This window comes from Ruegeria sp. YTSC325 (genome assembly GCF_059609525.1).
The window spans coordinates 91,771-118,758 of record NZ_JBXWLY010000009.1; the positions used below are offsets into that span (position 1 = coordinate 91,771).

Below are 26,988 nucleotides of genomic sequence, written 5' to 3' on the forward strand. Positions count from 1 at the left end.
GAAACGCGAGACATGAAGAAACTGATCACCGCCATCGCCCTGCTGGCCGCTGCGCCAGCCTGGGCCGAGGACAAGATGACCGTCCTGCTGGACTGGTTCATCAACCCCGATCACGGCCCGATCATCGTGGCACAGGAAAATGGCTATTTCGCCGAGCAGGGGCTTGAGGTTGAAATCGTCCCGCCCGCCGATCCTTCTGCCCCGCCGCGTCTGGTGGCAGCAGGTCAAGCTGAACTGGCGGTGTCCTACCAGCCGCAGCTGCACCTGCAAATCCACGAAGGCCTGCCGCTGAAACGCGTGGGCACGCTGGTTGCGACCCCGCTGAACTGCCTGCTGGTGTTGGAAGACGGTCCGATTAAATCTTTGGCCGACCTCAAGGGTAAAAAAATCGGCTTCTCGGTCGCTGGCGTGGAAGAAGCGATCCTGACCGCCATGCTGAATGCCCATGGTGTGGCGCTGGACGATATCGAATTGATCAACGTGAACTTCTCGCTGTCGCCGTCGCTGATGACCGGGCAGGTGGATGCGGTGATCGGTGCGTTCCGCAATTTCGAACTGAACCAAATGGATATCGAAGGTGTCGCGGGCCGCTGCTTTTACATCGAGGAAGAAGGCGTACCGCCCTATGATGAGCTGATCTATGTGGCCAACCCCGAAACCATGGATGCCGACATGATCGCGCGTTTTCTGGCCGCGACCGAAAAAGCTACGCAGTATATCGTCAACAACCCGGAAAAAAGCTGGGAGATCTTCGCGGCCACCTCGCCCGAGCTGCAGGATGAGCTGAATGCGCGCGCATGGGTCGACACTCTGCCCCGTTTCGCCCTGCGTCCGGCTGGTTTTGACGCTGGTCGGTACGCACGGTTCGAGGCGTTCCTGAAAGACAGCGGCATGATCGACAGCATCAATCCGGTCAGTGACATCACCATTGATGTGACCGCGCAATGAGCGGCTACGGCAAAGCCTTCGCGCTGATGCGTGATGCGGCGCAAGGGCCGTGGCGGGATTATACCCGCCACGCCTTCGTCGAAGGCATGAAGAACGGCACGCTGCCGCGTGAGGCGTTCCTGCACTATCTGCGGCAGGATTACGTGTTCCTGATCCATTTTAGCCGCGCCTGGGCATTGGCGGTGGTGAAATCGGAAACGCATTCCGAGATGTTGACCGCTGTGGGCACCGTGAACGCTCTGGTCGCCGAAGAAATGCAGCTGCATATCGGCATCTGCGAAGCGGCCGGGATTTCGCAGGAGGAGCTGTTCGCGACTCCCGAGCGGGCCGAGAATCTGGCCTATACGCGGTTCGTGCTAGAGGCCGGGTATAGCGGAGATCTGCTGGACCTGCTGGCCGCCCTTGCGCCCTGTGTCATGGGTTATGGTGAGATCGGCGCGCGGCTGGCTGCTGAGGCGACATCCGAGACCTATCGCGATTGGATCAACACCTATGCCGGTGAGGAATACCAAGGCGCATGTCAAGCGGTCGGAAAATTGCTGGATCAGGCTCTAACGCGGCGTATTGGGGCAGATTTTGAGGCTTCACCACGCTGGGATCGACTGTGTCAGACCTTCCGCACTGCGACCGAGCTTGAGGTCAACTTCTGGCAAATGGGGCTGACCCCGTGACCCAAGCGCCTGATCTGACCATCAGTGGCTCGGCCACAATCGACGGCGCGCCCTTGTTCGCGCCGTTGACCCTGACCCTTGGGGCGGGGCAGTGGACTTGTCTGCTGGGCGGATCGGGTGTGGGGAAAACTACCGTTCTGCGCCTGATCGCGGGGTTGGAAACAGGTGCCGCGTTCAATGGTCAGATCACTGCCGGTGACGCGCAGCCAGTGACAAGCCGCGTCGCCTATATGGCGCAAGACGATCTACTGCTGCCTTGGGCGACGGTGGCGCAGAATGTTTCTCTGGGTGCGCGGCTGCGCGGGGAAAAACCCGACCTGGCCCGCCGGGACCGTTTGATCGAGCGGATGCGATTGCAGGATCATCTGAACAAAAAACCCGGAGAATTGTCTGGCGGTCAGCGTCAGCGCGTGGCCTTGGCGCGCACGTTGATGGAGGATCGCCCCATCGTTTTGTTGGATGAGCCGTTCTCGGCGCTCGACGCCCGCACCCGGGCAGACATGCAGGATCTGGCCGCCGAGGCGCTGGCAGGGCGCACCGTGTTGCTGGTGACGCATGATCCGGCCGAGGCCGCGCGTTTGGGTCAATCTATTGTGGTGATGACCGCGCAGGGGCTGACGCCCTGCGAGCCGCCTTCGGCCCCGGCTCCGCGCCATGTGGATGACCTGGAAACGCTGGAGACGCAGGGCGCGTTGTTGCGGTTGTTGAGAGAGGCTGCATGAAGATCCTGTCCGCCCTTGCCGCAACTGTATTCGCGCTGGCCGTTTGGCAGGCGATTGTCAGCTTAACGGGCCTGCCGAAATTCATCCTGCCCGGTCCTGCGCTGGTGGCTGAGACATGGTGGCAGAACCGCTGGGTGATTGCCGAACATACATGGATCACGGCGGTTGAGGTGGTGATCGGATTGGCTTTCGGCACAGCTCTCGGCGTGATCACCGCGCTTCAATTGGCCAATTCGCGGGCAGCGCGTGTGTTGGTGCAGCCGATGCTGGTCTTTACACAGGCGCTGCCGGTGTTTGCTCTGGCCCCGTTGCTGACCCTGTGGCTGGGTTATGGGCTGTGGTCCAAGGTCGCGATGGCGGTGCTGATCATCTATTTCCCGATCACCTCATCCTTTTTCGACGGGCTGATGCGTACGCCCCCCGGCTATCTGGACCTTGCACGCACCATGCAGGCCAGCCCGCGTGCAGTGTTGTGGCATATCCGCATTCCGGCGGCGCTGCCCTCGTTGGCGTCGGGGATGCGGCTGGCGGCGGTTTATGCGCCCATCGGGGCCGTGATTGGCGAGTGGGTGGGCTCGTCTCAAGGCTTGGGCTATCTAATGCTGCTGGCCAATGGGCGCGCCAAGACCGATCTGATGTTTGCCGCGATGCTGACCTTGGGCGTGTTTTCGATTCTGCTGCATCTGATCATCCGCCGCGCCACGGCGCGCATGGCAGGTGAAGCGCGTTAACGGTTTGGAAACCGATTCGGCGTCAGGGTTGGTACATGACCAAGGACGCCTTTGCCGAAGCCCCGATGCTGTTTGAAACGGACGAAGCGTCCGCGCAGCCGCTGCCAAGTGGTCGATTGCCCTCCTATATAAAAGACCATCGCAAGCGGCTGCGCGAAAGGTTCATGTCGGGTGGGTCCGACGCAATGCCGGATTATGAGTTGTTGGAACTGGTGCTGTTCCGGTCCATCCCCAGGCAGGACGTTAAACCTCTGGCGCGGGCGCTGATGGATACGTTTGGGGATTTCAACCGCGTGCTGACCGCGCCCGAAGAACGGCTGCGTCAGATCAAGGGTGTAGGTGATACAGTCATCACTGATCTGAAAATCCTTGAGGCTTGCGCCCATCGCATGGCCCGCGCGCGGGTGATGCAACGGCACGTGATCTCGGGCTGGGATGCGTTGCTGGACTATTGTCACACCACAATGGCCCACCGTGAGACCGAGCAGTTCCGGGTGTTCTATCTGGATCGTAAAAACGTCCTGATTGCGGATGAGGAACAAGCCAAGGGCACAGTTGATCATGTGCCTGTTTATCCGCGCGAGGTAGCGAAACGGGCGTTGGAACTGAACGCCTCGGCGCTCATTCTGGTGCATAACCATCCGTCGGGCGATCCGACGCCCTCGCAGTCGGATATCGACATGACCAACCGGATTCAGGATGTATGTCTGGCGCTTGGCCTGACTCTGCATGACCACCTGATCATCGGAAAATCAAACGAACTGAGTTTTCGTTCGGAAGGTTACTTGTAAAGGTTACTCGACCCACACTTCGACCCGGCGATTGATTTTGCGACCCCATTCAGTGTCGTCACAGGCCATGGGCATCGCCTCGCCAAAGCCATCAACTTCAAGCGTCACGCTGTCTGCGATTTTGGTTTCAACCGCATCGAGCACCGCGTTTCGGACGGTTTTCGCCCTCAGTTCGGCAATCCGGGCGTTTGCGGTGGCGGCGCCGTCTCCGTCACTGAATCCGACAAAGGTCAGTGTTCGTCCATCAAACTTGCCGGATTCCAAAAGCTGGGCCAGATGGAGCAGGTTCGATCTGGATTGCGCGTCCGGTCGGGAGGAGCCTGCCTCGAACCGAAACGACAAGGACAAACGGGATCGCGGCCGTAATGTTTCGACCATCCGTTGCAATTCGTCCAGACCGACTTCTGAGGCGCCAGATGCCACGGCGTTTGCCAACCGATCACCCTGCGCGCTAAGAGGCAGCAACTCGGGCGATTGATCTACGAAACCGGCATTCCGGATCACATCCTGAGCTTCGGCGCCTTGGATATAGGCCAGAAACTGTCGTCCAATTCGCGGCAACCGACGATTGGGCAGATACAGAAACATCGGCGCGGTCAGTGGGTAATCCTCGGTTTTGATAGATTGGCGCGTGGCTGCCAGCGGATGACCACAGCCACCGGTCAGGGCCAACGCGCGGGCCGCACCGGCCTCGGCCTGGCTGGCGATCCCGATTGCAAACGGATCTTTGGCAACAGCCCGCGCCATTGCAGTGCTGCGTTTGTGTCGGATAACCGTGTCGGCAAGCGTAACGTCTGCGGGTTGCAAAAGCTGTTTTTCAACACCTTGAGTCAAACCTGAGCCAACCTCGGGCATATGAACGGAAATTGGCGCATCGGGACCACCGAGTGCGACCCAGTTGTCGATCTGGCCGGACAGAACCTGAACCAGCTGCCCCAAGGATATCTGTCCCACAGGATTGTCGGTGGCCACGATCGGCACCAGTGCGTCTAATGCAATGACCCGCGCACGCCGACTATGCCGAAGGTCCCCCAGTCCGGCGTCCTGCACGGCCTCTTGTTCCTGGGAAGTGATCTCACGCAGGGCCATCACGATGTCGGTTTCATTTTCAATGAAATCCGAAAACCCGCGGGCTGTAGTACCAGGGTCAAAGTAAAACCGACCAAGCGGTGCCTCACGATCAGTTGTTTTCAACTCATAGTAAAATCGGCCTGAGGATTCCCGAATAGGCGCCGCCGACAACCCTTCTTGTCGGGCAAAGCCGATGATCAATTCGGGCAAGATTTTTTCCGCCATGACCGATGCACCGGAAAAGCGCAGCTCGGCGACGAAATCCGTGAGGCTGGGGCAGGCAGGCCCGGCACATGTGACGCCTGAGCCGTCTACGGTCAGCTCTCCGAACTGCGTATCCACGCGATAGAATTCACCGTCAAATCCCAACAGGTTACCCACGACCTCGACCTTGCCGTCATGGGAGGTAAGAGAGATATCCTGCGCCGATGCATTCAGGGTATATATCGCCGAAAACAGTGCGGCCACCGCCACACGATAGAAAGTCATCAAAAGCCCGAGCCTGCCTGCGTTTTATTTGGCCGCGATTGTCAGGTCTTCGAGCAGATTATTCAACACCAGAAACTCGCCAGACTGGCCGCAATCAGGCAGAGTCAGCGACAAATCGCGTGACTGCAGACGACGGTTGCCGCGTAACTCCAGCGATTGCAGGGCCAGTTCCTGACCGCAATTCTCGGCAGTCACTTCGGCCTCGACGGACAGGGCAATCGAACCGGATTGGGCGGATTGGCCAGCCGGGTAGGAATACACCTGAATGTTTTTGGCATCGCCTATCCCGGTGTGCCCCAGATGTACGACTTTGCCGATTCCCTGGGTTTCAGGATCGGCTGAGACATGCCCCTTGCCGCCATAGCTGGCACCGAATTCCAGAGCATGAATCTGAAGATCGGTCTGCCCGGTCCATTGTAGGGCGACCCGGTTGTAATGCGCGATTTCTGGAATATGAGTCGTGGCAACCGTTCCCTGTTGATCCTCTGTCGAGATCAGAAAGATCGCGTATTCCGACAAGGCTGGAACAGTTAGGTCTGCCTTGCCGTTCTTGTCAGTCTTCTGGGTGACAGTTAGACCCCTGTGGTGGACATCGATGCGCGAATTGCTGTGGCAGGGGGCAATGACGCTTAGATGTGCGGCGGCACCGGGAACGGCAACTGCGCGTGCGCTGATGGCACAATCGCTGTTGTCCGCGATCGATTGCGCGGTCGTGACCACGTGTCGTTGAGAGTGCGGTTCGCTGGCGCCATTACCGGAAGGAGCCGAGGAGGTCAGAACGATATGCTCAAGCCAGGTTATCCCGACACTCTGATACGAGGCCGAGTTTGCTGCGACCTGCGTGCCTTGCGGCTGCGCAGGTGTTCCATTCTGCATTAAGTAACCAATGGCGAGGGCGCATGCGACTGTTCCCCCGGTGGTCACGTAGTTCTTGATTACAAACAAAACACCCTCCCCAGTTGAAGGAGCGAGTCGGATGTTTAAGCCGAAACACGGCCAATATGTGGCCGTGGCGCGGACTCATTGTGACTGAACCCGGTTAAATCAGGTCAGTCTGCCGTGGCAGTGTTTGAACTTTTTGCCCGATCCGCAGGGGCAGCGGTCATTGCGCGATGGGTTACCCCATGTGTTGGGATCGTTTTCATCAAACCCGGGGAGCGGATCGCCTGAGGCTTCGGCCTCGGCCACTGCTTCGGCCTGTTCGGTTGCTTGGTCGACAGCTTGCTGAGCCTGCGCCTGTTGCGCCTGCATCTGAGCCAGCATCTCGCGCTGCTCTTCTTCGGTCAGCGGGCGCACGCGTGACAATTGTTGCGTCACGGTTTCGCGAAGACTGTCCAACATGCTTTCGAACAGCTGGAAGCTCTCGTTCTTGTATTCGTTCAGCGGATCACGCTGGGCATAGCCTCGGAACCCAACGACCGAGCGCAGATGTTCCAGTGTCAGCAGGTGCTCGCGCCATTTGCCGTCGATGGTGTTCAGCAGAACCTGCTTTTCGATGTTGCGCATGTTTTCGGGGCCAAAGGCGGCGGCCTTTTGCGCCATCATCTCATCGGCGGCATTGACCAGACGCTCGCGCACCTGTTCGTCGTCCACGCCTTCCTCGGCGGCCCAGTCCTGAACCGGCGCGTCGATGGTCAGCTTGTCCTTGATCGCCTCATGCAGACCGTCGGTGTCCCACTGATCGGCATAGGTTTTGGGCGGCATGTATTCGTCGATCAGGTCGTCGATCACCTGCTCGCGCATGTCCGAGACGATCTCGGAGAGGTCATCCGCAGACATGATCTCGCGTCGTTGGCTGAACACCACTTTCCGTTGGTCGTTCATCACGTCGTCAAACTTCAGGACGTTCTTGCGCATGTCAAAGTTGCGACCTTCGACCTTGGATTGCGCGCGCTCCAGCGACTTGTTCACCCAGGGGTGGACGATCGCCTCACCCTCTTTCATGCCCAGCGTGGTCAGAACCTTGTCCAACCGCTCCGAGCCGAAAATCCGCATCAGATCGTCTTCTAGGCTGAGGTAGAACACGGTGCGGCCCGGATCGCCCTGACGGCCCGAGCGTCCACGCAGCTGGTTGTCGATGCGGCGGCTTTCGTGGCGTTCGGACGCCATCACGTAAAGGCCACCGGCGGCCAGTACCTTTTCTTTTTCCTCAGCGTGGCGCGCCTCTTCGGCTGCACGCAGTTCGGCCGGGTCGGCCTCGGGGTTTTCGGCCAGGGCCTGCAAAACCTTCATCTCGACATTCCCGCCCAACTGGATGTCGGTTCCGCGACCGGCCATGTTGGTGGCGATGGTCACTGCACCCAGACGGCCCGCATCGGCGACGATCTGCGCCTCTTGTTCATGCTGGCGGGCGTTCAGAACGTTATGTTCGATGCCTTCTTTCTGCAGCATCTGGCTGAGAAGTTCGGATTTCTCGATCGAGGTAGTGCCCAGAAGAACTGGTTGCCCCTTCTCCTGCGCCTCTTTCGTCTGTTCGATCATGGCGCCGTATTTTTCCATCGCGGTGCGATAGACCTGATCATCTTCATCCACGCGGGCAATCGGCTTGTTGGTCGGCACTTCGACCACGCCCAGACCATAGATTTCTTGGAATTCTTCGGCCTCGGTCAGGGCGGTGCCGGTCATGCCGCCCAGCTTGTCATACAGGCGGAAATAGTTCTGGAAGGTCACGCTGGCCAGCGTCACGTTCTCGGGCTGGATCGGAACGCCTTCCTTGGCTTCGATGGCCTGATGCAAACCCTCGGACAGGCGGCGGCCCGCCATCATACGGCCGGTAAACTCGTCGATCAGGACCACGTTATTGTCACGAACAATATAATCCTTGTCGCGCTGAAACAGCTTATGCGCGCGCAGTCCCTGGTTCACATGGTGCACCACGGTCGTGCTTTCGGGATCATAAAGCGAATGGCCTTCGGGGATCAGCCCGTTGGCGATCAGTTGCTGTTCCAGAAACTCATTGCCCTCATCGGTGAAGGTCACGTTTCGCGATTTTTCGTCCAGCGTGAAATGATCATCGGCCAGCGAAGGGATCAGCGCGTCAATCGCGGTATACAGATCAGATCGGTCCTGCGACGGCCCTGAGATAATCAGCGGTGTCCGCGCTTCGTCGATCAGGATCGAGTCGACTTCGTCCACAATCGCGAAGTTGTGGTATTTCTGGTAGATCTCGGCAAGGTCCGATTTCATGTTGTCGCGCAGATAGTCAAAGCCCAACTCATTGTTGGTGGCATAGGTGATATCGCACCCATAAGCGGCTTTTTTATCGGCGTCAGGTTGCCCCGACCAGATCACGCCGGTTGTCATGCCAACCGCGGCGAACACCTTGCCCATCCATTCCGAGTCGCGCTTGGCCAGGTATTCGTTCACCGTGACCACATGCACGCCCTTGCCGGTCAGTGCGTTCAGATAGGCTGGGAAAGTGGCGACCAGGGTTTTGCCCTCACCCGTCTTCATTTCCGAGATATTGCCTTGATGCAGGAAGGTGCCGCCCATCAACTGCACGTCAAACGCCCGCAGACCCAGCGCGCGCTTCGCGCCCTCGCGCACATTGGCAAAGGCTTCGGGCAGCAAATCGTCCAGGCTTTCACCGTCCAGCGCGCGTTTGCGCAGTTCGGCGGTCTTTTCGATCAGACCTTCATCGGTGAGCTTTTCGAACTCGGGCTCCAGTGCGTTGATCTTTTCGATCAGGGGGCGGGTCGCCTTGATCTTGCGGTCGTTCGGTGTTCCGAACACCTTTTTGGCGAGCGTTCCGAGTCCCAGCATGTTCACTCCAGCGGATCTGTTCTTGTCTTGGTTGCGACAGGCTTGCCCACCTTGCGCGCAACCCATAGATACGGGGGGTGAAAGGCGGCCCTGTCCAAGGCTTCAAAGCGATGTAAGCGGCAGGTTCCACAGTGTCAACGCTGCGCCCCGTCGTGGCAAAGAAATAGGATGATTCCATGCCCAAAGGCCTCACTTTTCTGCCATCGCTGGCTCTGACTGCCGTGCTGGCCCTGCCGCTGGCCGCCGAAACCAAGCCTGACGCCAGCACCGTGGTCGCCCGCGTGAACGGAGATGAGATCACTTTGGGTCACGTTATCGCCACTGTTGCGACCCTTCCGGCGAATTATCAGCAGATTGAAGACGACGTCTTGTATGACTTCATCATCGAACAGTTGATCCAGCAGCAGCTATTGGGTCAGCAACAGGACGAGCTGACCAAGCTGAACGCATTGGCGCTGGCGAATGAAACCCGCTCGTTGCTGGCCGTTCAGACTGTGAACGCTTTGATCGGCGATCTGGTCACCGACGAGGCGATTCAGTCCGCCTACGACGCGCGGTTCGCCGAGTTCGAAGGTGAAGATGAGTTCAACGCCAGCCATATACTTGTCGAAACCGAAGAAGAAGCCAACGAGATCAAGTCGCAACTGGATGACGGTGCGGATTTCGCGGAACTCGCCAAAGAAAAATCGACCGGTCCCTCTGGCCCGAATGGGGGCGAGCTGGGTTGGTTCGGAAAAGGGCGGATGGTTCCGGAATTCGAGACAGCCGTCGTAGGATTGGACAAAGAACAAGTTTCTGATCCGGTGCAGACTCAGTTCGGTTGGCACGTGATCATCCTGAACGACAAACGCAAAACCGAGGCACCCGAGTTGGCTGCTGTGCGGGAAGAACTGGCTCAGACCTTGCAGAACGAAGCGATTCAGGCCCGCATTGATGAGCTGACGCAAAGCGCTCAGATCGACCGCCCGGAAATCGAGGGCGTGACCCCGGGTATCGTTCGACAGCTGGACCTGATTCAGGAGTAAACCCGGTGGCCACGATTACCAAAGTGTCCCCGCTGGCTCCGGCGGCATTTCCCGACCTGCCCGCGATTGACGGCGTGCGCTTTGCCACCGTTGATGCTGGCGTGCGCTACCAGGGCCGCACCGATGTGATGCTGGCGGTGCTGGACCCCGGCACCTCGGTAGCGGGTGTGTTTACGCGATCCGCTACCCGCGCCGCTCCAGTGCTGGATTGTCAGGACAAGATCGGTGGGGCCAGCGATGGCCCGGCGGCCATTCTTGTGAACTCGGGCAATGCCAATGCGTTCACCGGGCATTACGGTCAGACCTCGGTGGCCGAAGTGACGCAGGCCGTGTCCAAAGCCACCGGCGTCACAGTCGAGCGGGTCTTTACATCGTCCACCGGCGTGATCGGCGAACCGCTGCCCCATGATCGTATCGTATCGCAGCTTGAGACGCTTAAGGCCGGTCTCAGCCGTCACGCGATCGAGGACGCAGCGCGGGCGATCATGACCACCGATACCTTCCCCAAAGGGGCGTCGGCGCAGGTCGAGATTGATGGTAAAACAGTCTCAATTGCGGGGATTGCCAAGGGTTCCGGTATGATCGCGCCGGATATGGCGACGATGCTGGTTTATATCTTCACCGATGCGCAGGTCGAACAATCGGCGCTGCAGTCCATGCTGGGCGCGCAGACGGATCGTACGTTTAACTGCATCACGGTGGACAGCGATACCTCGACCTCGGATGGTTTGCTGCTGTGCGCCACCGGGGCCTCGGGCGTGGATGCTACTGGCAACGCAGCCTTCGCGCAGGCGCTTGAAACGGTGATGCTGGACCTTGCGCAGCAGGTGGTGCGCGACGGTGAAGGAGCCACGAAATTCGTAGAAGTTCGTGTGACCGGAGCGGCCTCGGACGCGGACGCCAAGGTGCATGGGCTGGCGATTGCAAACTCACCACTGGTGAAAACGGCGATTGCGGGCGAAGACCCGAACTGGGGTCGTGTGGTCATGGCCATTGGCAAATCCGGAGCGGCTGCGGATCGCGACCTGCTGAGTATTTCTTTCGGCGATATTCTGGTGGCCGAGAAAGGCTGGGTCAGCCCCGATTACCGGGAGGAAGACGCGGCCGCCTATATGAAAGGTCAGGATCTGGTGATCGCGGTTGATCTGGGACTGGGTGAGGGCGCATCGACCGTTTGGACCTGCGACCTGACCCACGGCTATATCGAAATCAACGCGGATTATCGCTCTTGAAGACTGTATTGGTGTCTGCTGTCGCCCTGATCGACGTCGAAGGCCGGGTGTTGCTGGCGCAGCGCCCGGAGGGGAAGTCCATGGCCGGTCTGTGGGAATTCCCCGGCGGCAAGGTCGAACCCGGCGAAACCCCCGAGGTCGCCCTGATCCGCGAGCTGGAGGAAGAACTGGGCATCAACACCTGGGCCTCCTGCCTCGCACCGCTGACCTTTGCCAGCCACAGCTATGACGATTTCCACCTGTTGATGCCGCTGTTCGCTTGCCGGAAATGGGAGGGGATACCACAATCAAAAGAAGGTCAGGCGCTGAAATGGGTCCGCGCTAATGATCTGCGGAACTATCCTATGCCCGCAGCGGATGTGCCGTTGATCCCGATTCTGCGGGATTGGTTGTAGTGTCGCGGCAGGGCGCATGCCCCCTGTGGCCAAAAGAGAGCACGCGGTGGCCGGAATTGCGTGATCTGTGACCTGTGGCCCTGTTCCGAAAGTATTAGGCCCAGCTGAGCTGTTTCAAGGAATGCGCATCATTCCATATCTTGGTCATGTGTTTGATTTTGTCACCGTCAAACTCAATGGCATAGACGTATTCCGCGGCCAGAGTTTTTCCCGTAGCAGGCACTGGGCCATCCACGGAATGAGTTCCATGGAACACGGCAAATATGCTTGCAATTCCACGCTCTTCATCAACAGAAAATGATTTGAGCTCATAATGACCATCCGGGATCGGAGTCAGCAGGTTTTTCATCCAGTCTGCGTAACCTTCCAGGGAAGTGACGTCGGCCAATGCGTCGGCTTGTGCTGAAAACGTCGCGCCCTCATGGCAAAAGTTTTTGCAGGCGTCCCAGCCTTTGCCTGTATCGCAGGCCTCAAAGAATTCTCTTGCGGCTTTTTGGATAGACATGTGTTTCCCCCCCTACGAAACTGTGGCCAACCGTGGTGACCATCAACTGAAGCAGTAAGAAACAGGGTACGCTGAAATAGTTAATTATCAAAACGCGCGGAAATATCGTGGCTTGGTGACGACATTGTGACTGATGTGCTCCGGCGATCCATCCAATCCATCACCCTTCCACCACTGTTACAATTCGTAAGAATTGAGAAAACATCAGGCAAAACTTGACGCTGATCGTTCTCATGTCTCTTAATCGGGGCATTGGCGTTCGGGCACCAACCCGGACCCGCCAGTTCCGGCCCGGGGAGGGGTCGGATGGGGAGGAGAAAAAGATTGGCTCAGATGCAGTCGGGCGCGGAGGGGATGGTATCTCTTCCGGCGCTGTTACATCGAAATGCGACGCAGTTCGGGGATGCCCCGGCCTACCGGGAAAAGGAATTCGGGATCTGGCAATGCTGGTCCTGGGCTGAAACCGCCGCCGAGGTGCGCAAGCTGGCGTTGGGATTTCTGGAGATCGGCGTTGAGAAGGGCGACCATATCGCCGTCATAGGCCGCAACCGCCCGGCGCATTACTGGTCGATGGTCGCCGCGCAGATGGTGGGGGCGGTGCCGGTGCCGCTGTATCAGGACTCGGTCGCGGAAGAGATGGCCTATGTTCTGGAACACTGCGGTGCGAAGTTCGTCGTCTGTGGCGATCAGGAGCAGGTCGACAAGGTCATCGAGATTCAGCAGGGGCTGCATCAGGTCAAGCATATCCTCTACACCGACAAGCGGGGGATGCGGAAATACGACCACTCCCAGATGAACGCGCTGGACGACATCATGGCCGAGGGCAGCGCCGGACACGCGCGGTTCGACGCGGAACTGGACAAGCGTATCGCGGCGATCACCTATGACGATACTTGCGTGATGCTCTATACCTCGGGCACGACGGGCAAGCCCAAGGGTGTGGTTCTGTCGAACCGCAACGTTATCGAAAGCGCCAAGAACTCGGCTGAGTTCGACCATCTGACCCGCAACGAAGATATTCTCTCCTACCTGCCGATGGCGTGGGTGGGCGACTTCATATTCTCGATCGGTCAGGCCTATTGGTGCGGGTTCTGCGTGAACTGCCCCGAAAGCGCCGACACGATGATGACCGACCTGCGCGAGATTGGGCCGACCTATTTCTTTGCCCCGCCGCGCGTGTTTGAGACGCAGTTGACCAATGTGATGATCCGGATGGAGGATGCGGGCAAGCTGAAGAACCGCATGTTCCGTCACTTCATGGATCACGCCAAGAAAGTCGGCGGTCTGTTGCTGGATGGCAAGCCGGTCGGGTTTGGCGACAAGGTGAAATACGCGCTGGGCAACATGCTGGTTTATGGTCCTCTGAAGGATACGCTGGGTTATGGCCGGTTCCGCGTCGGCTATACGGCGGGTGAGGCGATCGGGCCTGAGATTTTTGATTTCTACCGCTCGCTGGGTATCAATCTGAAGCAGCTATATGGTCAGACCGAGGCGACCGTTTTCATCACTGTGCAGCCCGATGGCGAGGTGCGCGCGGATACGGTTGGTGTTCCCGCGCCGGATGTCGAGTTGAAGATCGACGACAAGGGCGAGATTCACTATCGCTCGCCCGGTGTGTTTGTCGAGTATTACAATAACCCGGACTCTACCGCCTCGACCAAGGATGCCGAGGGTTGGGTGGCCACAGGTGATGCAGGGTTCATCGAGGAAGGGTCCGGCCATTTACGGATCATTGACCGTGCTAAGGACGTGGGCAAAATGGCCGACGGGTCGATGTTTGCGCCGAAATATGTCGAGAACAAACTGAAGTTCTATCCCGATATTCTTGAGGTTGTTCTGTTCGGCAACGGCAAGGATCGTTGTGTGGCCTTTATCAATATTGACCTGACGGCGGTTGGAAACTGGGCTGAGCGCAACAATGTTGCCTATGGGTCCTATCAGGAACTGACCAGTCATCCCCGCGTGTTAGAGACGATCAAGTCGCATGTGGAAGAGGTCAACAAGTCGGTTGCGGCAGATGAGATGCTGTCGGGCTGCCAGGTGCATCGCTTTGTGGTTCTGCACAAGGAACTGGATGCGGATGATGGTGAGATGACCCGGACTCGTAAAGTGCGGCGCGGTTTTGTGGAAGAGAAATTCCACGACATCATTGATGCGCTTTATGACGGATCATCCAGCGTTTCGACTACGACTGAAGTGACCTATGAGGACGGGCGGAAGGGGTCGATCTCGGCCACGCTGGAAATCGTCGACGCGCCGGTTGTTGCTGCGGCCTCGCACAAGGTTGCGGCGGAATGAGGGCCGTTCGAGCGCCGCTCGACCTGACGGTCATCGCCCCGCCCACCGTCCCGTTATTTCGCAGCTCAGGGAGGATCTGATGCTGGATAGTTCCGAAGGATATGTCACCGAAGACGGCCGCAAGATCGGTGGTGTGGTGATGGAGATGAAGAACATCACCCTGCGCTTTGGCGGTGTGGTGGCAATCAAGGATATCTCTTTCGACATTCGCGAGGGTGAGATCCGGGCCATCATCGGACCGAACGGTGCGGGTAAGTCCTCGATGCTGAACGTGATTTCCGGGTTCTATGTGCCGCAGGAAGGTGAAGTTTGGTTTCACGGATCAAAACGCCCGCAGATGCGACCCTTTGAGGTGGCGCAGCAGGGGATTGCACGGACGTTCCAGAATATCGCTCTGTTCGAGGGGATGAGCGTTTTGGATAACGTCATGACCGGGCGTTTGGGCTTCATGAAGACCAACATTTTCCAGCAGGCCTGGTGGAAGGGCAAGGCCGAAGCGGAAGAGACCGAGAACCGCGAGGCCGTCGAGAAGATCATCGACTTTCTGGAAATCCAGCACATCCGCAAGACGCCCGTGTCGCGCCTGCCTTACGGGTTGAAGAAACGGGTCGAGCTGGCGCGGGCGCTGGCGGCAGAGCCCAAGCTGCTGCTGCTGGATGAGCCGATGGCGGGCATGAATGTCGAGGAAAAAGAGGACATGAGCCGCTTTATCCTGGATGTGAATGATGAGTTCGGCACCACAATCGCGCTGATCGAACACGACATGGGCGTTGTGATGGACCTGAGCGACCGCGTGGTGGTGATGGACTATGGCCGCAAGATCGGTGACGGCACACCCGATGAGGTGCGCAACAATCAGGAAGTCATCGACGCCTATCTGGGGGTGAGCCATGACTAAACATCTGACAGACATGAGAGGGGGCGGACATGCCTGATCAGTTGGTATTCGCGATGGAGGTCATCCTGAATGGCCTGATGGCCGGGGTCCTATATGCTTTGGTCGCGCTGGGCTTTGTGCTGATCTACAAGGCCTCGGGGATTTTTAACTATGCACAAGGGGTTATGGCGCTGTTTGCGGCGATGACTCTGGTGGGGATCATGAAAGGTCAGGTGCCGTTTGCGCATCTGATCAACGCCACCTTCGGCACGCATATCCACTATTTTGGCTGGAACGTGCCTGCGCTGCTGGCGATTATTCTGACCATGGCGGTGATGGTTCTGCTGGCTTGGGCGGTGCAGCGCTTTGTGATGCGTCATCTGGTGGGGCAGGAGCCGATCATTCTGTTCATGGCAACGATTGGTCTGGCCTATCTGCTTGAGGGTGTTGCAGACCTGATGTGGGGGTCCGAAATCAAGACGCTGGACGTGGGCCTTCCGCAGGGCATCAACCTTTGGATCGACGAGAGCACGTTCAACATCTTTGGCTACGGCTTCTTCATCGACAATCTGGACATTGTTGCAACAGTGATCGCGGCATTGCTGGTGGCGGCGCTGGTGGCGTTCAGCCAGTACACCAAACAAGGGCGTGCGATGCGCGCGGTGGCCGATGATCATCAGGCTGCGCTGTCAGTCGGGATCTCGTTGAACTTCATCTGGGTGATGGTCTGGTCAGTGGCCGGTTTTGTGGCCCTTGTCGCGGGCATTATGTGGGGCACGAAATCGGGCGTTCAATTCTCGCTGAGCCTGATCGCGCTCAAGGCGCTGCCGGTTCTGATGTTGGGCGGCTTCACCTCGATCCCCGGCGCCATTGTCGGTGGCCTTATCATTGGTGTGGGCGAAAAACTGTTTGAGTTTGCCATCGGTCCGATGGTGGGCGGGGCGACCGAGAACTGGTTTGCCTATGTACTGGCGCTGATCTTCCTGGTTTTCCGGCCGCAGGGTCTGTTCGGCGAAAAGATCATCGAGAGGGTATAGGGCATGACCAAACTTATCGCCATCACCAATGTCATTGCCTGGGCCGGGTTTTGGGCGTTTGGATATATCGCTCTGACGTCGGACGACCTGTCGGACGGGCAAGTGACAATTGCAGCCATTCTGGCTTTTGCAGGGCTGGTCATGGGTGTTCTGGCCTATTTGAAACTTGTGCGCGCGTCCGAAGCGAGCGGCTACGCTAAGGGGTCGAACCAACTGGATGCTGCGGCCCGGAACCGGGCGCAGGAACAATGGGGAAAGTAAGACATGTTCTATCGTGAAGCAGGGGACTTCAAAGTCTCTTACGTGGATGACAGCCAGACCTTCCCGATCAAGTTCGACCGGTATCGGTACTATGTGGTGCTGGCGGTGGCATTTGGGATCATCCCGTTCATCATCAACGACTACTGGGCGAACGCTTTGCTTTTGCCTTTCCTGATCTATGCGATTGCAGCGATCGGGTTGAATATCCTTGTGGGTTATTGCGGTCAGGTCTCGTTGGGGACAGGCGGATTCATGGCTGTGGGGGCCTACGCTTGCTATAAGCTGATGACGGCCTTCCCTGATGTCAGCATGTTCATCCATGTTATCCTTGCGGGTGGCATTACCGCGCTGGTGGGTGTTTTGTTTGGTTTGCCAAGCCTTAGGATCAAGGGCTTCTATCTGGCCGTGGCGACGCTGGCGGCGCAATTCTTCCTGGTTTGGCTGTTTAACCGCGTGCCGTGGTTCTACAACTACTCAGCCTCGGGTCAGATCAACGCGCCTGAACGGGAAGTATTTGGTATCATCATCACAGGTCCGAATGCACCAGCCTGGGCCACCTACCTGTTTTGCCTGATCTTCCTGACAGTCTGTGCCGTGATTGCCCGCAACCTGACGCGCGGAACGACCGGGCGAAAATGGATGGCGATCCGCGATATGGACATCGCTGCAGAGATCATCGGCGTTAACCCCCTGCGGGCAAAGTTGACGGCCTTTGCAGTCAGTTCGTTCTTTGTGGGCGTCTCGGGTGCGTTGTTCTTTGCGGTCTATCTGGGCGCGGTCGAGGTCGGCGAAGTGTTTGGCATCCAGAAGTCGTTCCTGGTGCTGTTCATGATCATTATCGGCGGGCTGGGCTCGATCTTCGGGTCTTTCGCGGGGGCTGCGTTCCTTGTTCTGCTGCCAGTCGTGCTGAAGGTCGTCGGTGCGGACATGCTGGGTTGGCCCACCGATATCGTGGCGCATTTGAATCTCGTCATCGTCGGCGGACTGATCATCATGTTCCTGATCCTTGAACCACATGGTCTGGCGCAACTGTGGCGCGTGGCGAAAGAAAAACTGAGACTCTGGCCATTCCCGCACTAGCGGGTCGGCCCAATCACATAACGGGTGGTACACGCCCGAGCTCACCATCGGACAAACCAAGGGAGGAGACACCCGATGAAATTGAAACTGGCAACCATGGCGCTGGGCGCTGTAATGGCGGCAGGTCCGGTTATGGCCGACCTCGTCTTTCCGTCGCTTAGTTATCGTACGGGGCCATATGCGGCGGGCGGTATCCCGTTTGCGGATGGCTATGCCGACTATTTCACACTGCTGAATGAACGCGATGGCGGGATCGGAGGAGTTCCGACCAGGGTGATCGAATGCGAAACCGGCTATAACACTGAAAAAGGTGTGGAATGCTATGAATCGACCAAGGGCGAAGGCTCGTTGGTGTATCAGCCGCTTTCGACCGGCATTACCTATCAGCTGATCCCCAAGACCACCGCAGATGGCATTCCGATGCACACGATGGGTTACGGGCGTACCTCGGCCAAGAACGGTGACGTGTTCAGCCATACCTTCAACTATCCTGCGAACTACTGGGATGGGGCCTCGGGTGCGATCAACTATCTGTTGGAGTCGAACAACGGCGACCTCAGCGGTAAGAAAATCGCGCTGGTCTATCACAACTCGGCCTACGGCAAGGAGCCGATCCGCACACTCGAAGAGCTGTCGGCAAAGCATGGCTTTGAGCTCGTTGCGCTGCCCGTTGATCACCCAGGTCAGGAGCAGAAATCCCAATGGCTGCAAATTCGCCGCGATCGTCCCGACTTCGTCCTGATGTGGGGCTGGGGTGTGATGAACCAGGTCGCTGTTCAGGAAGCTGCCAACATCCGCTACCCGATGGAAAACTTCATCGGTATCTGGTGGTCGGGTTCCGAGAATGACGTGCTGCCTGCGGGTGAAGCCGCCAACGGCTACAAGGCACTGACCTTCCACAACGTGGGCACCGATTTCCCGGTCTTTGACGACCTGCAGAAATATGTGGTCGACGCCGGTAAGGCTGCCGGTGCGGGCGATCAGGTAGGTACGGTTCTGTATAACCGCGGTCTCTATGCCGCTATGTTGGCCGCCGAAGCTGCCAAGAAAGCGCAGGAAATCCACGGCACCGACGACATCACCCCTGCGATGATGCGCGACGGTATGGAAGCGCTGGAAATCACCGAAGCCAAGATGACCGAACTGGGTCTGCCCAACTTTGGTCCAGCCTTCTCGGTCTCGTGCGAAAACCACGGCGGGGACGCTTTGGTTGGCGTGACCCAATGGGACGCGGCCAGCAAGACCTGGAGCTTGATTTCAGAGTTCAAGGCCACCGATGGCGACGTGATCGGCCCGCTGATCAACGAAGACTCGAGCGCTTATGCGACCGAGAACAAAATCGACGGACGTTGCTGATCCGATCTTCTGAAAAACGGGGTGGCGCATTGACGCCGCCCCGACCCCAACACAAGCCTGAGGACACGCACTGATGCTGGATGCGGCTCAAAACACCGAAGTGCAGGCTGAAACCCTGCTTGAGGTCAACAATATCGAGGTGATCTACAACCACGTGATCCTCGTTTTGAAAGGCGTCAGCCTGACCGTGCCCAAGGGCGGGATAACCGCTTTGCTGGGTGGCAATGGGGCGGGCAAAACGACAACGCTCAAGGCGGTGTCGAACCTGCTGCATTCGGAACGGGGCGAGGTCACGAAAGGGACGATCAAGTATCGCGGGACCAGCGTGCATGAAAGCGATCCGGCGGATTTGGTTGAAAAGGGCGTCATCCAGGTTATGGAAGGCCGCCATTGTTTCGAACACCTGACGGTCGAGGAAAACCTGCTGACCGGTGCCTATACCCGCAAGGACGGTGCGGCTGCGATTCAGAAAGACCTTGAGCTTGTCTATTCCTATTTCCCGCGGCTGGCCGAACGCCGCAAATCCCAAGCCGGATATACCTCGGGCGGTGAGCAACAGATGGTCGCCATGGGGCGCGCATTGATGTCACGACCCGAGACGATCCTGCTGGACGAACCCTCGATGGGTCTGGCCCCGCAGTTGGTCGAAGAGATTTTCGGCATCGTGAAGGACCTGAACGAGAAAGAGGGTGTGTCCTTCCTGTTGGCCGAACAGAACACCAACGTGGCGCTGCGGTTTGCGCATTACGGCTACATCTTGGAATCGGGTCGTGTGGTGATGGACGGTCCGGCGGCGGAGCTGCGCGAAAACCCGGACGTGAAGGAATTCTACCTCGGTATGTCTGATGAGGGCCGCAAAAGCTTCCGCGATGTGCGGTCCTATCGCCGCCGCAAGAGGTGGCTGTAAGCGGATGGAGGATCTGGCGATGACCTATTTCGACGCACTCGAAACCCGATCAGCCGACAAACGCGCCGCCGATCAGGCCGAGGCGCTGCAAAAGCAGCTTGCACGGGCCCTGTCTGCCCCGGGTTTCCAAACGCATCTGGCGGATGTGGAGACAGATGGTGTCGCATCGGTTGAGGACTTGCCCAAACTACCGGTGCTGCGCAAAACAGACTTGGCGCAGGCACAGGCTGCACGTCCTCCGTTTGGAGGGTTCACCGTCAAACCCGCACGGCATTTCCACCATGTGTTTCAATCTCCGGGCCCGATCTACGAACCGGGCAGCACCGATCCCGACTGGTGGCGCATGGGCCGATTCCTGCACGCTGCTGGTGTGGGGCCGGGCGATATCGTTCAGAATTGCTTTGGCTATCACCTGACGCCCGCGGGTATGATCTTTGAAAGCGGCGCGCGCGCGGTCGGGGCAGCTGTTCTGCCCGCAGGCACCGGCCAGACCGAATTGCAAGTGACTGCTGCCCGCGATGTGGGCTGCACTGCCTATGCCGGGACGCCGGATTACCTGAAGGTCATACTGGACAAGGCGGATGAGATGGGCGTCCAGCTTCATTTCACCACCGCCGTTGTAGGGGGCGGGGCCTTGTTCCCGTCACTGCGGCAGGAATACGCGGATCGTGGAATCTCGTGCCTGCAATGCTATGCGACCGCGGATCTGGGTAACATCGCCTACGAAAGCCCCGCAATGGAGGGGATGATCATCGACGAACATGTCATTGTCGAGATCGTGACCCCCGGCACCGGTACCCCGGTGGCAGAGGGTGAAGTGGGTGAGGTCGTTGTGACCTCATTGAACCCCGACTATCCGCTGATCCGTTTCGCGACAGGCGATCTATCGGCGATCATGCCCGGCCAGTCATCTTGCGGGCGCACCAATGCACGGATCAAGGGCTGGATGGGCCGCGCCGATCAGACCACCAAGATCAAGGGTATGTTTGTGCGCCCCGAACAGGTGGCCGCACTGGTCGATAAACATGCCGAGATCGTCAAAGCTCGCGTCATTGCCGCCCGCCAGGGTGAGATGGACATGATGACCGTTCAGATCGAAAGCCCCGGTGGCGATGACATGGCCTATGCCAAATCGGTTGTCGAGCTGCTGAAACTGAAAGGCGCGATCGAGGTCGTCGCACCGGGATCACTGCCCAAGGATGGCTTGGTGATCGAGGATCAGCGCGTTTACGAATGACGCCAAGCAGGTCTGCGGCAGTATGTGCCGCAGATTTGTACCCCTGCCCACTGGTGTTTCCGACCGTTTTGGTCGATTAAAGACGAAACTTGCGCCTTAGCCAGTAACAAGCCGGGATCATGGCCGACGTCGAATTCTCAGAACACGGAACGCGCAACCGCGGCGCGTTGGGCACCCGGTTGGTGGCGACAGTGGCCTGTCTGGTGGCGGCGGCCTGTCTGCTGCCTATGCTGGCCGTCGTTCTGGCGGCGGTGACGGGCGGGACGGACACGATCTCTCACCTAATGGAAACGGTCTTGCCGGGCTATGCGCTGACCACTGCGGTGCTGGTTGTTTTGGTGGCGATAGGGACGTTTTCCATTGGTGTCGGTGCGGCGTGGCTGGTGACGATGACCCGTTTTCCCGGCGTGAGGTTTCTGGAAATCGCGCTGGTGCTGCCGCTGGCCTTTCCGGCCTATGTTCTGGCCTATGCCTATACGTTCATTCTGGACCACCCCGGTATCGTCCAAACCACCCTGCGCGACATAACCGGCTGGGGTCCGCGTGATTACTGGTTCCCCGAGATCCGCTCGACCGAGGGTGCAGCGGCAATGCTGATCCTCGTGCTTTATCCTTATGTCTATCTGCTGGCCCGCGCGGCATTTCTGCAGCAAAGCGCCAGCGCCTTTCTGGCTGCGCGCGCGCTGGGCAAAAGCCCGTGGCTGGCTTTCTGGCACGTTTCGTTGCCAATGGCGCGCCCGGCGATTGCCGGGGGTGTATTGCTGGCCATCATGGAGACCATCGCCGATTTCGGCACCGTCGCCTATTTCGGCGTGCAGACCTTTGCCACCGGCATCTACACCAGCTGGTTTTCCATCGGAGATCGTGCTGCCGCCGCGCAACTGGCGTTGTGCCTTCTGGGTTTTGCACTGCTGATGGCCGTGGCTGAACGGATGCAACGCGGCAAAGCGAAATATTACCAGGCGGGCAAAAGCCAAGCATCGCTGCCCTCGGCCCAACTGAAAGGATGGCAGGTGGCGGCGGCGTTTACGCTATGCGCCATTCCGGTACTGTTGGGCTTTTTGCTGCCGGTATTCATTCTGGTTCAGATGGGGATGGAATCAGAGCAGAACCTGCTGTCGCGGCGCTATATCGGCTTCATCCAGAACTCGCTGACTTTGGCGGGGACGGCCGCGGTGATTACAGTGTTTGCTGCGATCTGTGTCGGGTTCTTTCAGCGCCTGCGCCCTGGTCGGGTATCCTCGGGCGCTGGCTATATGGCGCGACTGGGCTATGCAGTGCCGGGCGGAGTTATCGCCGTCGGACTGATCGTGCCCTTTGCCAGTTTCGACAATGCTCTGGATGCGTGGATGCGGCAGACCTTCGATATCTCGACCGGGTTGCTTGTCACCGGCTCGATCTGGCTGCTGGTTGCGGCCTATATGGTCCGGTTCCTGGCCGCTGCGCTCAGCGCTTATGAGGGCGGTCAAAGCACGGTACACGCCAATATGGACGCGGCCTCTCGGTCCTTGGGACAAAGCCCGCTGGGCACGCTGCGCCGCGTGCACCTGCCGATTCTGACACCATCGCTGCTGACCGCGCTGCTGATCGTGTTTGTGGACGTGATGAAAGAGCTGCCAGCGACCCTGATCATGCGCCCGTTCAACTTTGACACACTGGCGGTGCAAGCCTATCGGCTGGCCTCGGACGAACGGCTTGAGGGGGCTGCGGTGCCGTCGCTGGTTATTCTGGCTGTGGGGCTGTTGCCGGTTATTCTGATCTGCCGGCAAGTGGGGCGCAGACGCTAGGTCGCTTCAAAATTACCACACCTTGCGTTGGGTGGGCTTGATTCAGACGCGTTTTCCGGCAAGGCTTAACGCATGAACATGCAGCCTCCTAGCCGGTTCTCTGGCAACTCGGCCCAGATGCCCGTCGCCTTCAACCGCCACGAGATGTCGCATATCCTGTCCGTCTATGGCCGGATGGTCGCCGCCGGAGAGTGGCGGGACTACGGCATTTCCAACCTGCGCGACATGGCAGTGTTTTCCATCTTTCGCCGCACGGCTGAACATCCGATCTATCGGGTCGAAAAGCACCCGCGCCTGCGGCAAAAACAGGGGATGTATTCGGTGGTGGGCATGGATGGCCGTATCCTGAAGCGCGGCCATGATCTGCGCACTGTGCTGCGGGTATTGGAACGCAAGCTGATCCGTTCGGTTGACCTTGATTAGAGCCTTTTATGGCTGGTCACTGGCCCGTCACCCTGATCCTTGATACGCGCGATCGCCTGCGTCATCGGCTCGAACGTCACATCCATGTGGAAGGCGTTGGCATGTAGAAGCATGTCCTCAGCGTAAACCCATGCAACATGGCCTTTCCAGAATAAAAGATCGCCACGTTGGGGCGGTGTACCGTCGGGCAGCGTTCTGCCAACTTCACGCTCTTGATCCCCGCTATCGCCAGGACAGGGCATTCCGCAGGCCAGCATTCCGGCCTGCACCAGGCCCGAGCAATCCAACCCAAACCGGCTGTTGCCACCCCATAAGTACGGTGTGCCCAAAAACAGTTCGGCAACGGCGACCGGATCGGTCAGGGTGACGCTGACAGGTTTGGCGTGAACAGCGGGAATAAACCCAAGACCAGTTTCCAGAAACCCATTTTTCTCGGAACTGGCGGTTATCTTGCTGCCGAAACTCAGCGACGCGGAATCCGGGCTTTTCATGTCCGGCTGCGCGTAGATATGCGTCGCCGGTGCAGTGATCCAATGGGTAGCAGGAACGTGCAGACCAAGCTGGTTCGAGCGGACCCAGCCACGGTATCCATCCTTGTCCGCTTTGATCTGCTTCCATCCATCTGCGGCATCGGTCACCGCGACAGTGTCCCCGTATAAAAGCTGTCGATCCCGAGGGCCATCGGGCGCGCGCATCAAATCGACGACCGGTTTGATGATGCTATGTCGCGTCATAGGTTCAGCATCTCGGGCAAGGCGGCCAGCAGGGCGCGTGGACCTTGTCCCAAACCGCCTTTGCTGCGCCCCGGTTCCTTGCTGCGCTGCCACGAGAAGATATCGAAGTGCATATAACGGTTGTCACCCACAAAGCGGCGCAGGAACAGAGCGGCGGTGATTGACCCGGCAAACCCACCAGCCGGCGCATTGTCCAGATCGGCGATGCCAGGTTCTATCATCCCTTCATACGGCTCGTGAAAAGGCATTCTCCAGACCGGATCGGCTGCTTGACGCGCGCCGCGGGCCAGGGCATCCGCCACGTCGTCATCATTGGTGTAAAACGGCGCAAGATCGGTTCCTACCGCCACGCGTGCTGCGCCGGTCAATGTCGCCATCGAAATCACAAGGTCTGGTTGCCCCTCATCCGCCAGCGCCAGCGCGTCTGCCAGAACAAGACGCCCTTCGGCATCGGTATTATTGATCTCGACCGAAAGGCCCTTGCGCGAAGCCAGGATATCGCCGGGTCGGAATGCATTCCCGGCCACCGAATTCTCAACCGCTGGGATCAGGACACGCAGTTGCAACGGCAGGTTCAGCGCCATGATCATCCGCGCCAGACCCAGCACATTGGCTGCCCCGCCCATGTCCTTTTTCATCAATCCCATTGATGCACCGGGTTTAAGGTTCAACCCGCCGGTATCGAAACAGACACCCTTACCGACCAGAGTCAGTTTCGGCCCCGCGTTACCCCAGTTCATCTCGATCAGACGAGGAGCCTGCGCGGCCGCACGACCCACCGTGTGGATCATGGGAAAATTCTGGTTCAACAGATCATCGCCCACAATTACTGAACAGGATGCGCCGAATTCCTGCGCCAGCGCTTCAGAAGCGGCCTGCAACTGATCCGGCCCCATATCTGATGCAGGTGTGTTGACGAGATCGCGGATCAATGCCTCAGCCTTGGCAACAATCTCCAACCGGGTGGTATCCACGCCGTCCGGGGCGATAAGGCGGGCCTTGGCAGCGGATTGGCTGGCATAGCGGTCAAAACTATACCCTGTCAGCAACCATCCCAGACATTCGGTCTCAACCACGTCGTCTGGCAGGCCCGAAGCGATGTGATACGTGCCCTTGGGCAAAGCTTCGGCAGCGGCGGCCAGCGGGAACCGTTTGCGTGCGCGACCCGCAGGCTTGCCATAGCCCGCCAGCGCCATGGACGGGGCACCGTCTGCATCGGGTATCAACAGCGTTTGACCCAAACCGGCCGTGAACCCGCTGTTTTCCACCCAAGCAGCCATAGATCCCGGCTGATCCGAAAGCCAGCTTTCCAGATCGGGCTGCGCGATCACGTGCAATGGCAGGGACGGGTCAGAGGCGGAGGCAAAGGACAGGGTCATGGGGATCTCAACTGGTTCGGTTTGCGCCCAGCCTATCCGTCCACGATCCGTCCGCAAGCCCCGTCAGACCGAAAGATCCTGCTGGTCCCAAATAACGGTCAGCGATTTCTCACCCACGCGGATCAGGCGCGACAGGGTTGCGCCGGTGGCGACGGCATCGCCGATATCCACGTTATGCGCCACATCGCCCGCCACGCGCGCCAGCGCAGTCATGCCGACCTGTTCGGAAATCGCCACCAGGGAACGCGCACATTTGCGCAAGCTGGTCCAATCACGCCGCCGCCAGTAGCGTTCGCAATTCGACAAGCGCACGGCCAATTCCTCGACTGTGCGGCATAGCACGTCCAGTGCATTCTGATCACCCAGTTGCCCGCAAAGACCATTCAACTGGTCCGGATCCAGACGGACGGATTCCTTGTGTTCAAGTGTGACTATCTTTTCCACCACATTTACCCCAATTCTAAACGCCCCCACGGCGTGGGTTGACTGTTGCGCGGAATTCCTTTGCAAAACCTTGCAGCGCACTGGGATAATGGCTCGAATATTCGGCGAATTCAGGTTACAGCACTCGTCAGACACAAGACTAAGGACATAAAAATGGATCGCGCCAAACCTTTGCCGAACTATCTGGTCAAGCGATATCACGGCTGGAAAGCTACGACGTATTCGGAAAATCAGGTCTGGTACCGGCGTCTTGCCACCGAAGGACAGCGCCCGCGCGCCATGGTCATTTCCTGCTGTGACAGCCGGGTGCACGTGACTTCGATTTTCGGAGCCGATCAGGGTGAGTTTTTTATTCACCGAAACATTGCCAATCTGGTTCCACCCTATGCCCCGGACGGAGACCACCACGGCACCAGCGCAGCAATCGAATACGCTGTAACTGCGCTGAAAGTGGCGCATCTGATCGTTCTGGGCCATTCGCAATGTGGCGGTGTTCAGGGCTGTATCGACATGTGCAAAGGACAGGCCCCGCAGCTTGAAGCGAAAGACAGCTTTGTGGGGCGTTGGATGGATATCCTTAAGCCGAAATATGATCTGGTAGCGGATATCGAGGACAGCACGGACCAGGCGCGCCAATTCGAGCGCCACGCGGTTGTCGCCTCGCTGGAAAACCTGCTGACCTTCCCGTTCATTGCTTCGGCGGTCGAGGACGGATCACTGAGCCTGCACGGGCTGTGGACCGATATCGGAGAGGGCGGGCTGCAATGCTATGACCCACATGAAAAGAAGTTCGTGGTTGTTTGATTTTCGATGAGAACGATACGAT

General features: G+C 58.6%; 26 protein-coding genes. 19 read left to right on the top strand and 7 right to left on the bottom strand.

Annotated features, from left to right (window positions below; genetic code table 11):
* Positions 1-12: 12 nt before the first annotated feature.
* Genes AC2FF7_RS14155 through radC form a run of 5 tightly spaced genes read left to right on the top strand, consistent with a single transcriptional unit; the run spans position 13 to position 3,863 of the window.
* A complete protein-coding gene (locus tag AC2FF7_RS14155; RefSeq protein WP_170786111.1) occupies positions 13-948 on the top strand; it encodes an ABC transporter substrate-binding protein in 936 nt (311 codons plus the stop codon).
* Positions 945-1,619 (top strand): thiaminase II, encoded by a 675-nt coding sequence (gene tenA, locus AC2FF7_RS14160; protein ID WP_496905811.1) that lies wholly within the window; start codon positions 945-947, stop codon positions 1,617-1,619. Before AC2FF7_RS14155 ends, tenA begins: the two co-directional genes overlap by 4 nt.
* Positions 1,616-2,341, top strand: a complete 726-nt coding sequence (locus tag AC2FF7_RS14165; protein WP_170755471.1) for an ABC transporter ATP-binding protein — start codon at positions 1,616-1,618, stop codon at positions 2,339-2,341. The genes tenA and AC2FF7_RS14165 overlap by 4 nt, the downstream gene beginning before the upstream one ends.
* Positions 2,338-3,072, top strand: a complete 735-nt coding sequence (locus tag AC2FF7_RS14170; RefSeq protein WP_480868973.1) for an ABC transporter permease — start codon at positions 2,338-2,340, stop codon at positions 3,070-3,072. The genes AC2FF7_RS14165 and AC2FF7_RS14170 overlap by 4 nt, the downstream gene beginning before the upstream one ends.
* Before the next feature lie 35 nt (positions 3,073-3,107).
* Complete coding sequence (gene radC / locus AC2FF7_RS14175) at positions 3,108-3,863, top strand: RadC family protein (protein WP_496905812.1); 756 nt, start codon at positions 3,108-3,110, stop codon at positions 3,861-3,863.
* 3 nt (positions 3,864-3,866) lie between these two features.
* Here the strand turns inward: radC and AC2FF7_RS14180 are convergent, their stop codons facing one another.
* The 3 genes from AC2FF7_RS14180 to secA form a co-directional block, all read right to left on the bottom strand.
* Positions 3,867-5,423, bottom strand: a complete 1,557-nt coding sequence (locus AC2FF7_RS14180; RefSeq protein ID WP_480868977.1) for a substrate-binding domain-containing protein — start codon at positions 5,421-5,423, stop codon at positions 3,867-3,869.
* Between the two features lie 24 nt (positions 5,424-5,447).
* On the bottom strand, positions 5,448-6,368 hold the full coding sequence (locus AC2FF7_RS14185; protein ID WP_480868979.1) for a hypothetical protein: 921 nt from the start codon (positions 6,366-6,368) through the stop codon (positions 5,448-5,450).
* A gap of 99 nt (positions 6,369-6,467) precedes the next feature.
* Entirely contained in the window at positions 6,468-9,185 is a 2,718-nt protein-coding gene (gene secA, locus AC2FF7_RS14190) for a preprotein translocase subunit SecA (protein ID WP_170755467.1), read from the bottom strand.
* Positions 9,186-9,361: 176 nt separating this feature from the next.
* Between secA and AC2FF7_RS14195 the strand changes: the two genes are divergently transcribed.
* The 3 genes from AC2FF7_RS14195 to mutT are packed head-to-tail and all read left to right on the top strand — an operon-like array spanning position 9,362 to position 11,837.
* A complete protein-coding gene (locus AC2FF7_RS14195) occupies positions 9,362-10,210 on the top strand; it encodes a peptidylprolyl isomerase (protein WP_480868981.1) in 849 nt (282 codons plus the stop codon).
* 5 nt (positions 10,211-10,215) lie between these two features.
* Positions 10,216-11,442: a bifunctional glutamate N-acetyltransferase/amino-acid acetyltransferase ArgJ gene (gene argJ, locus AC2FF7_RS14200; RefSeq protein WP_480868982.1), complete on the top strand. Its 1,227-nt coding sequence runs from the start codon at positions 10,216-10,218 to the stop codon at positions 11,440-11,442.
* Positions 11,439-11,837 carry an 8-oxo-dGTP diphosphatase MutT gene (mutT, locus tag AC2FF7_RS14205; RefSeq protein ID WP_170755464.1) on the top strand — a complete coding sequence of 133 codons (399 nt, stop codon included), beginning with the start codon at positions 11,439-11,441 and terminating at the stop codon, positions 11,835-11,837. The genes argJ and mutT overlap by 4 nt, the downstream gene beginning before the upstream one ends.
* A gap of 94 nt (positions 11,838-11,931) precedes the next feature.
* Here the strand turns inward: mutT and AC2FF7_RS14210 are convergent, their stop codons facing one another.
* Positions 11,932-12,342 (bottom strand): ester cyclase, encoded by a 411-nt coding sequence (locus tag AC2FF7_RS14210; protein WP_496905813.1) that lies wholly within the window; start codon positions 12,340-12,342, stop codon positions 11,932-11,934.
* A gap of 354 nt (positions 12,343-12,696) precedes the next feature.
* On the opposite strand from AC2FF7_RS14210, the gene AC2FF7_RS14215 reads away from it, so the two are divergent.
* From AC2FF7_RS14215 to AC2FF7_RS14260, 10 genes are all read left to right on the top strand, one after another.
* Complete coding sequence (locus AC2FF7_RS14215; protein WP_496905843.1) at positions 12,697-14,640, top strand: AMP-binding protein; 1,944 nt, start codon at positions 12,697-12,699, stop codon at positions 14,638-14,640.
* Between the two features lie 79 nt (positions 14,641-14,719).
* Entirely contained in the window at positions 14,720-15,538 is an 819-nt protein-coding gene (locus tag AC2FF7_RS14220; RefSeq protein ID WP_170771453.1) for an ABC transporter ATP-binding protein, read from the top strand.
* A gap of 29 nt (positions 15,539-15,567) precedes the next feature.
* Positions 15,568-16,554 (top strand): branched-chain amino acid ABC transporter permease, encoded by a 987-nt coding sequence (locus AC2FF7_RS14225; RefSeq protein ID WP_170755463.1) that lies wholly within the window; start codon positions 15,568-15,570, stop codon positions 16,552-16,554.
* Between the two features lie 3 nt (positions 16,555-16,557).
* Entirely contained in the window at positions 16,558-16,815 is a 258-nt protein-coding gene (locus AC2FF7_RS14230) for a hypothetical protein (protein ID WP_170355673.1), read from the top strand.
* 3 nt (positions 16,816-16,818) lie between these two features.
* Positions 16,819-17,895, top strand: coding sequence for a branched-chain amino acid ABC transporter permease (locus AC2FF7_RS14235; RefSeq protein ID WP_170355674.1), 1,077 nt, complete (start codon positions 16,819-16,821; stop codon positions 17,893-17,895).
* Between the two features lie 75 nt (positions 17,896-17,970).
* Positions 17,971-19,251, top strand: a complete 1,281-nt coding sequence (locus AC2FF7_RS14240; RefSeq protein WP_170355675.1) for an ABC transporter substrate-binding protein — start codon at positions 17,971-17,973, stop codon at positions 19,249-19,251.
* A gap of 73 nt (positions 19,252-19,324) precedes the next feature.
* Positions 19,325-20,158 (top strand): ABC transporter ATP-binding protein, encoded by an 834-nt coding sequence (locus tag AC2FF7_RS14245; protein WP_170755462.1) that lies wholly within the window; start codon positions 19,325-19,327, stop codon positions 20,156-20,158.
* Between the two features lie 19 nt (positions 20,159-20,177).
* The gene (locus AC2FF7_RS14250) at positions 20,178-21,395 is read left to right on the top strand and encodes a phenylacetate--CoA ligase family protein (protein ID WP_496905814.1); all 1,218 of its coding nucleotides are present in this window, start codon (positions 20,178-20,180) and stop codon (positions 21,393-21,395) included.
* 119 nt (positions 21,396-21,514) lie between these two features.
* The gene (locus AC2FF7_RS14255) at positions 21,515-23,182 is read left to right on the top strand and encodes an ABC transporter permease (RefSeq protein ID WP_496905815.1); all 1,668 of its coding nucleotides are present in this window, start codon (positions 21,515-21,517) and stop codon (positions 23,180-23,182) included.
* Between the two features lie 72 nt (positions 23,183-23,254).
* A complete protein-coding gene (locus AC2FF7_RS14260) occupies positions 23,255-23,605 on the top strand; it encodes a DUF2794 domain-containing protein (RefSeq protein ID WP_209195876.1) in 351 nt (116 codons plus the stop codon).
* On the opposite strand, the gene AC2FF7_RS14265 is transcribed toward AC2FF7_RS14260, so the two are convergent.
* The 3 genes from AC2FF7_RS14265 to AC2FF7_RS14275 form a co-directional block, all read right to left on the bottom strand.
* On the bottom strand, positions 23,602-24,339 hold the full coding sequence (locus AC2FF7_RS14265; RefSeq protein ID WP_480868992.1) for a C40 family peptidase: 738 nt from the start codon (positions 24,337-24,339) through the stop codon (positions 23,602-23,604). The genes AC2FF7_RS14260 and AC2FF7_RS14265 overlap by 4 nt on opposite strands.
* Complete coding sequence (locus AC2FF7_RS14270) at positions 24,336-25,718, bottom strand: leucyl aminopeptidase family protein (RefSeq protein ID WP_480868993.1); 1,383 nt, start codon at positions 25,716-25,718, stop codon at positions 24,336-24,338. The genes AC2FF7_RS14265 and AC2FF7_RS14270 overlap by 4 nt, the downstream gene beginning before the upstream one ends.
* 63 nt (positions 25,719-25,781) lie before the next feature.
* Complete coding sequence (locus AC2FF7_RS14275) at positions 25,782-26,162, bottom strand: hypothetical protein (protein ID WP_480868995.1); 381 nt, start codon at positions 26,160-26,162, stop codon at positions 25,782-25,784.
* Positions 26,163-26,315: 153 nt separating this feature from the next.
* On the opposite strand from AC2FF7_RS14275, the gene AC2FF7_RS14280 reads away from it, so the two are divergent.
* A complete protein-coding gene (locus tag AC2FF7_RS14280; RefSeq protein ID WP_170355681.1) occupies positions 26,316-26,966 on the top strand; it encodes a carbonic anhydrase in 651 nt (216 codons plus the stop codon).
* Positions 26,967-26,988: the final 22 nt, after the last annotated feature.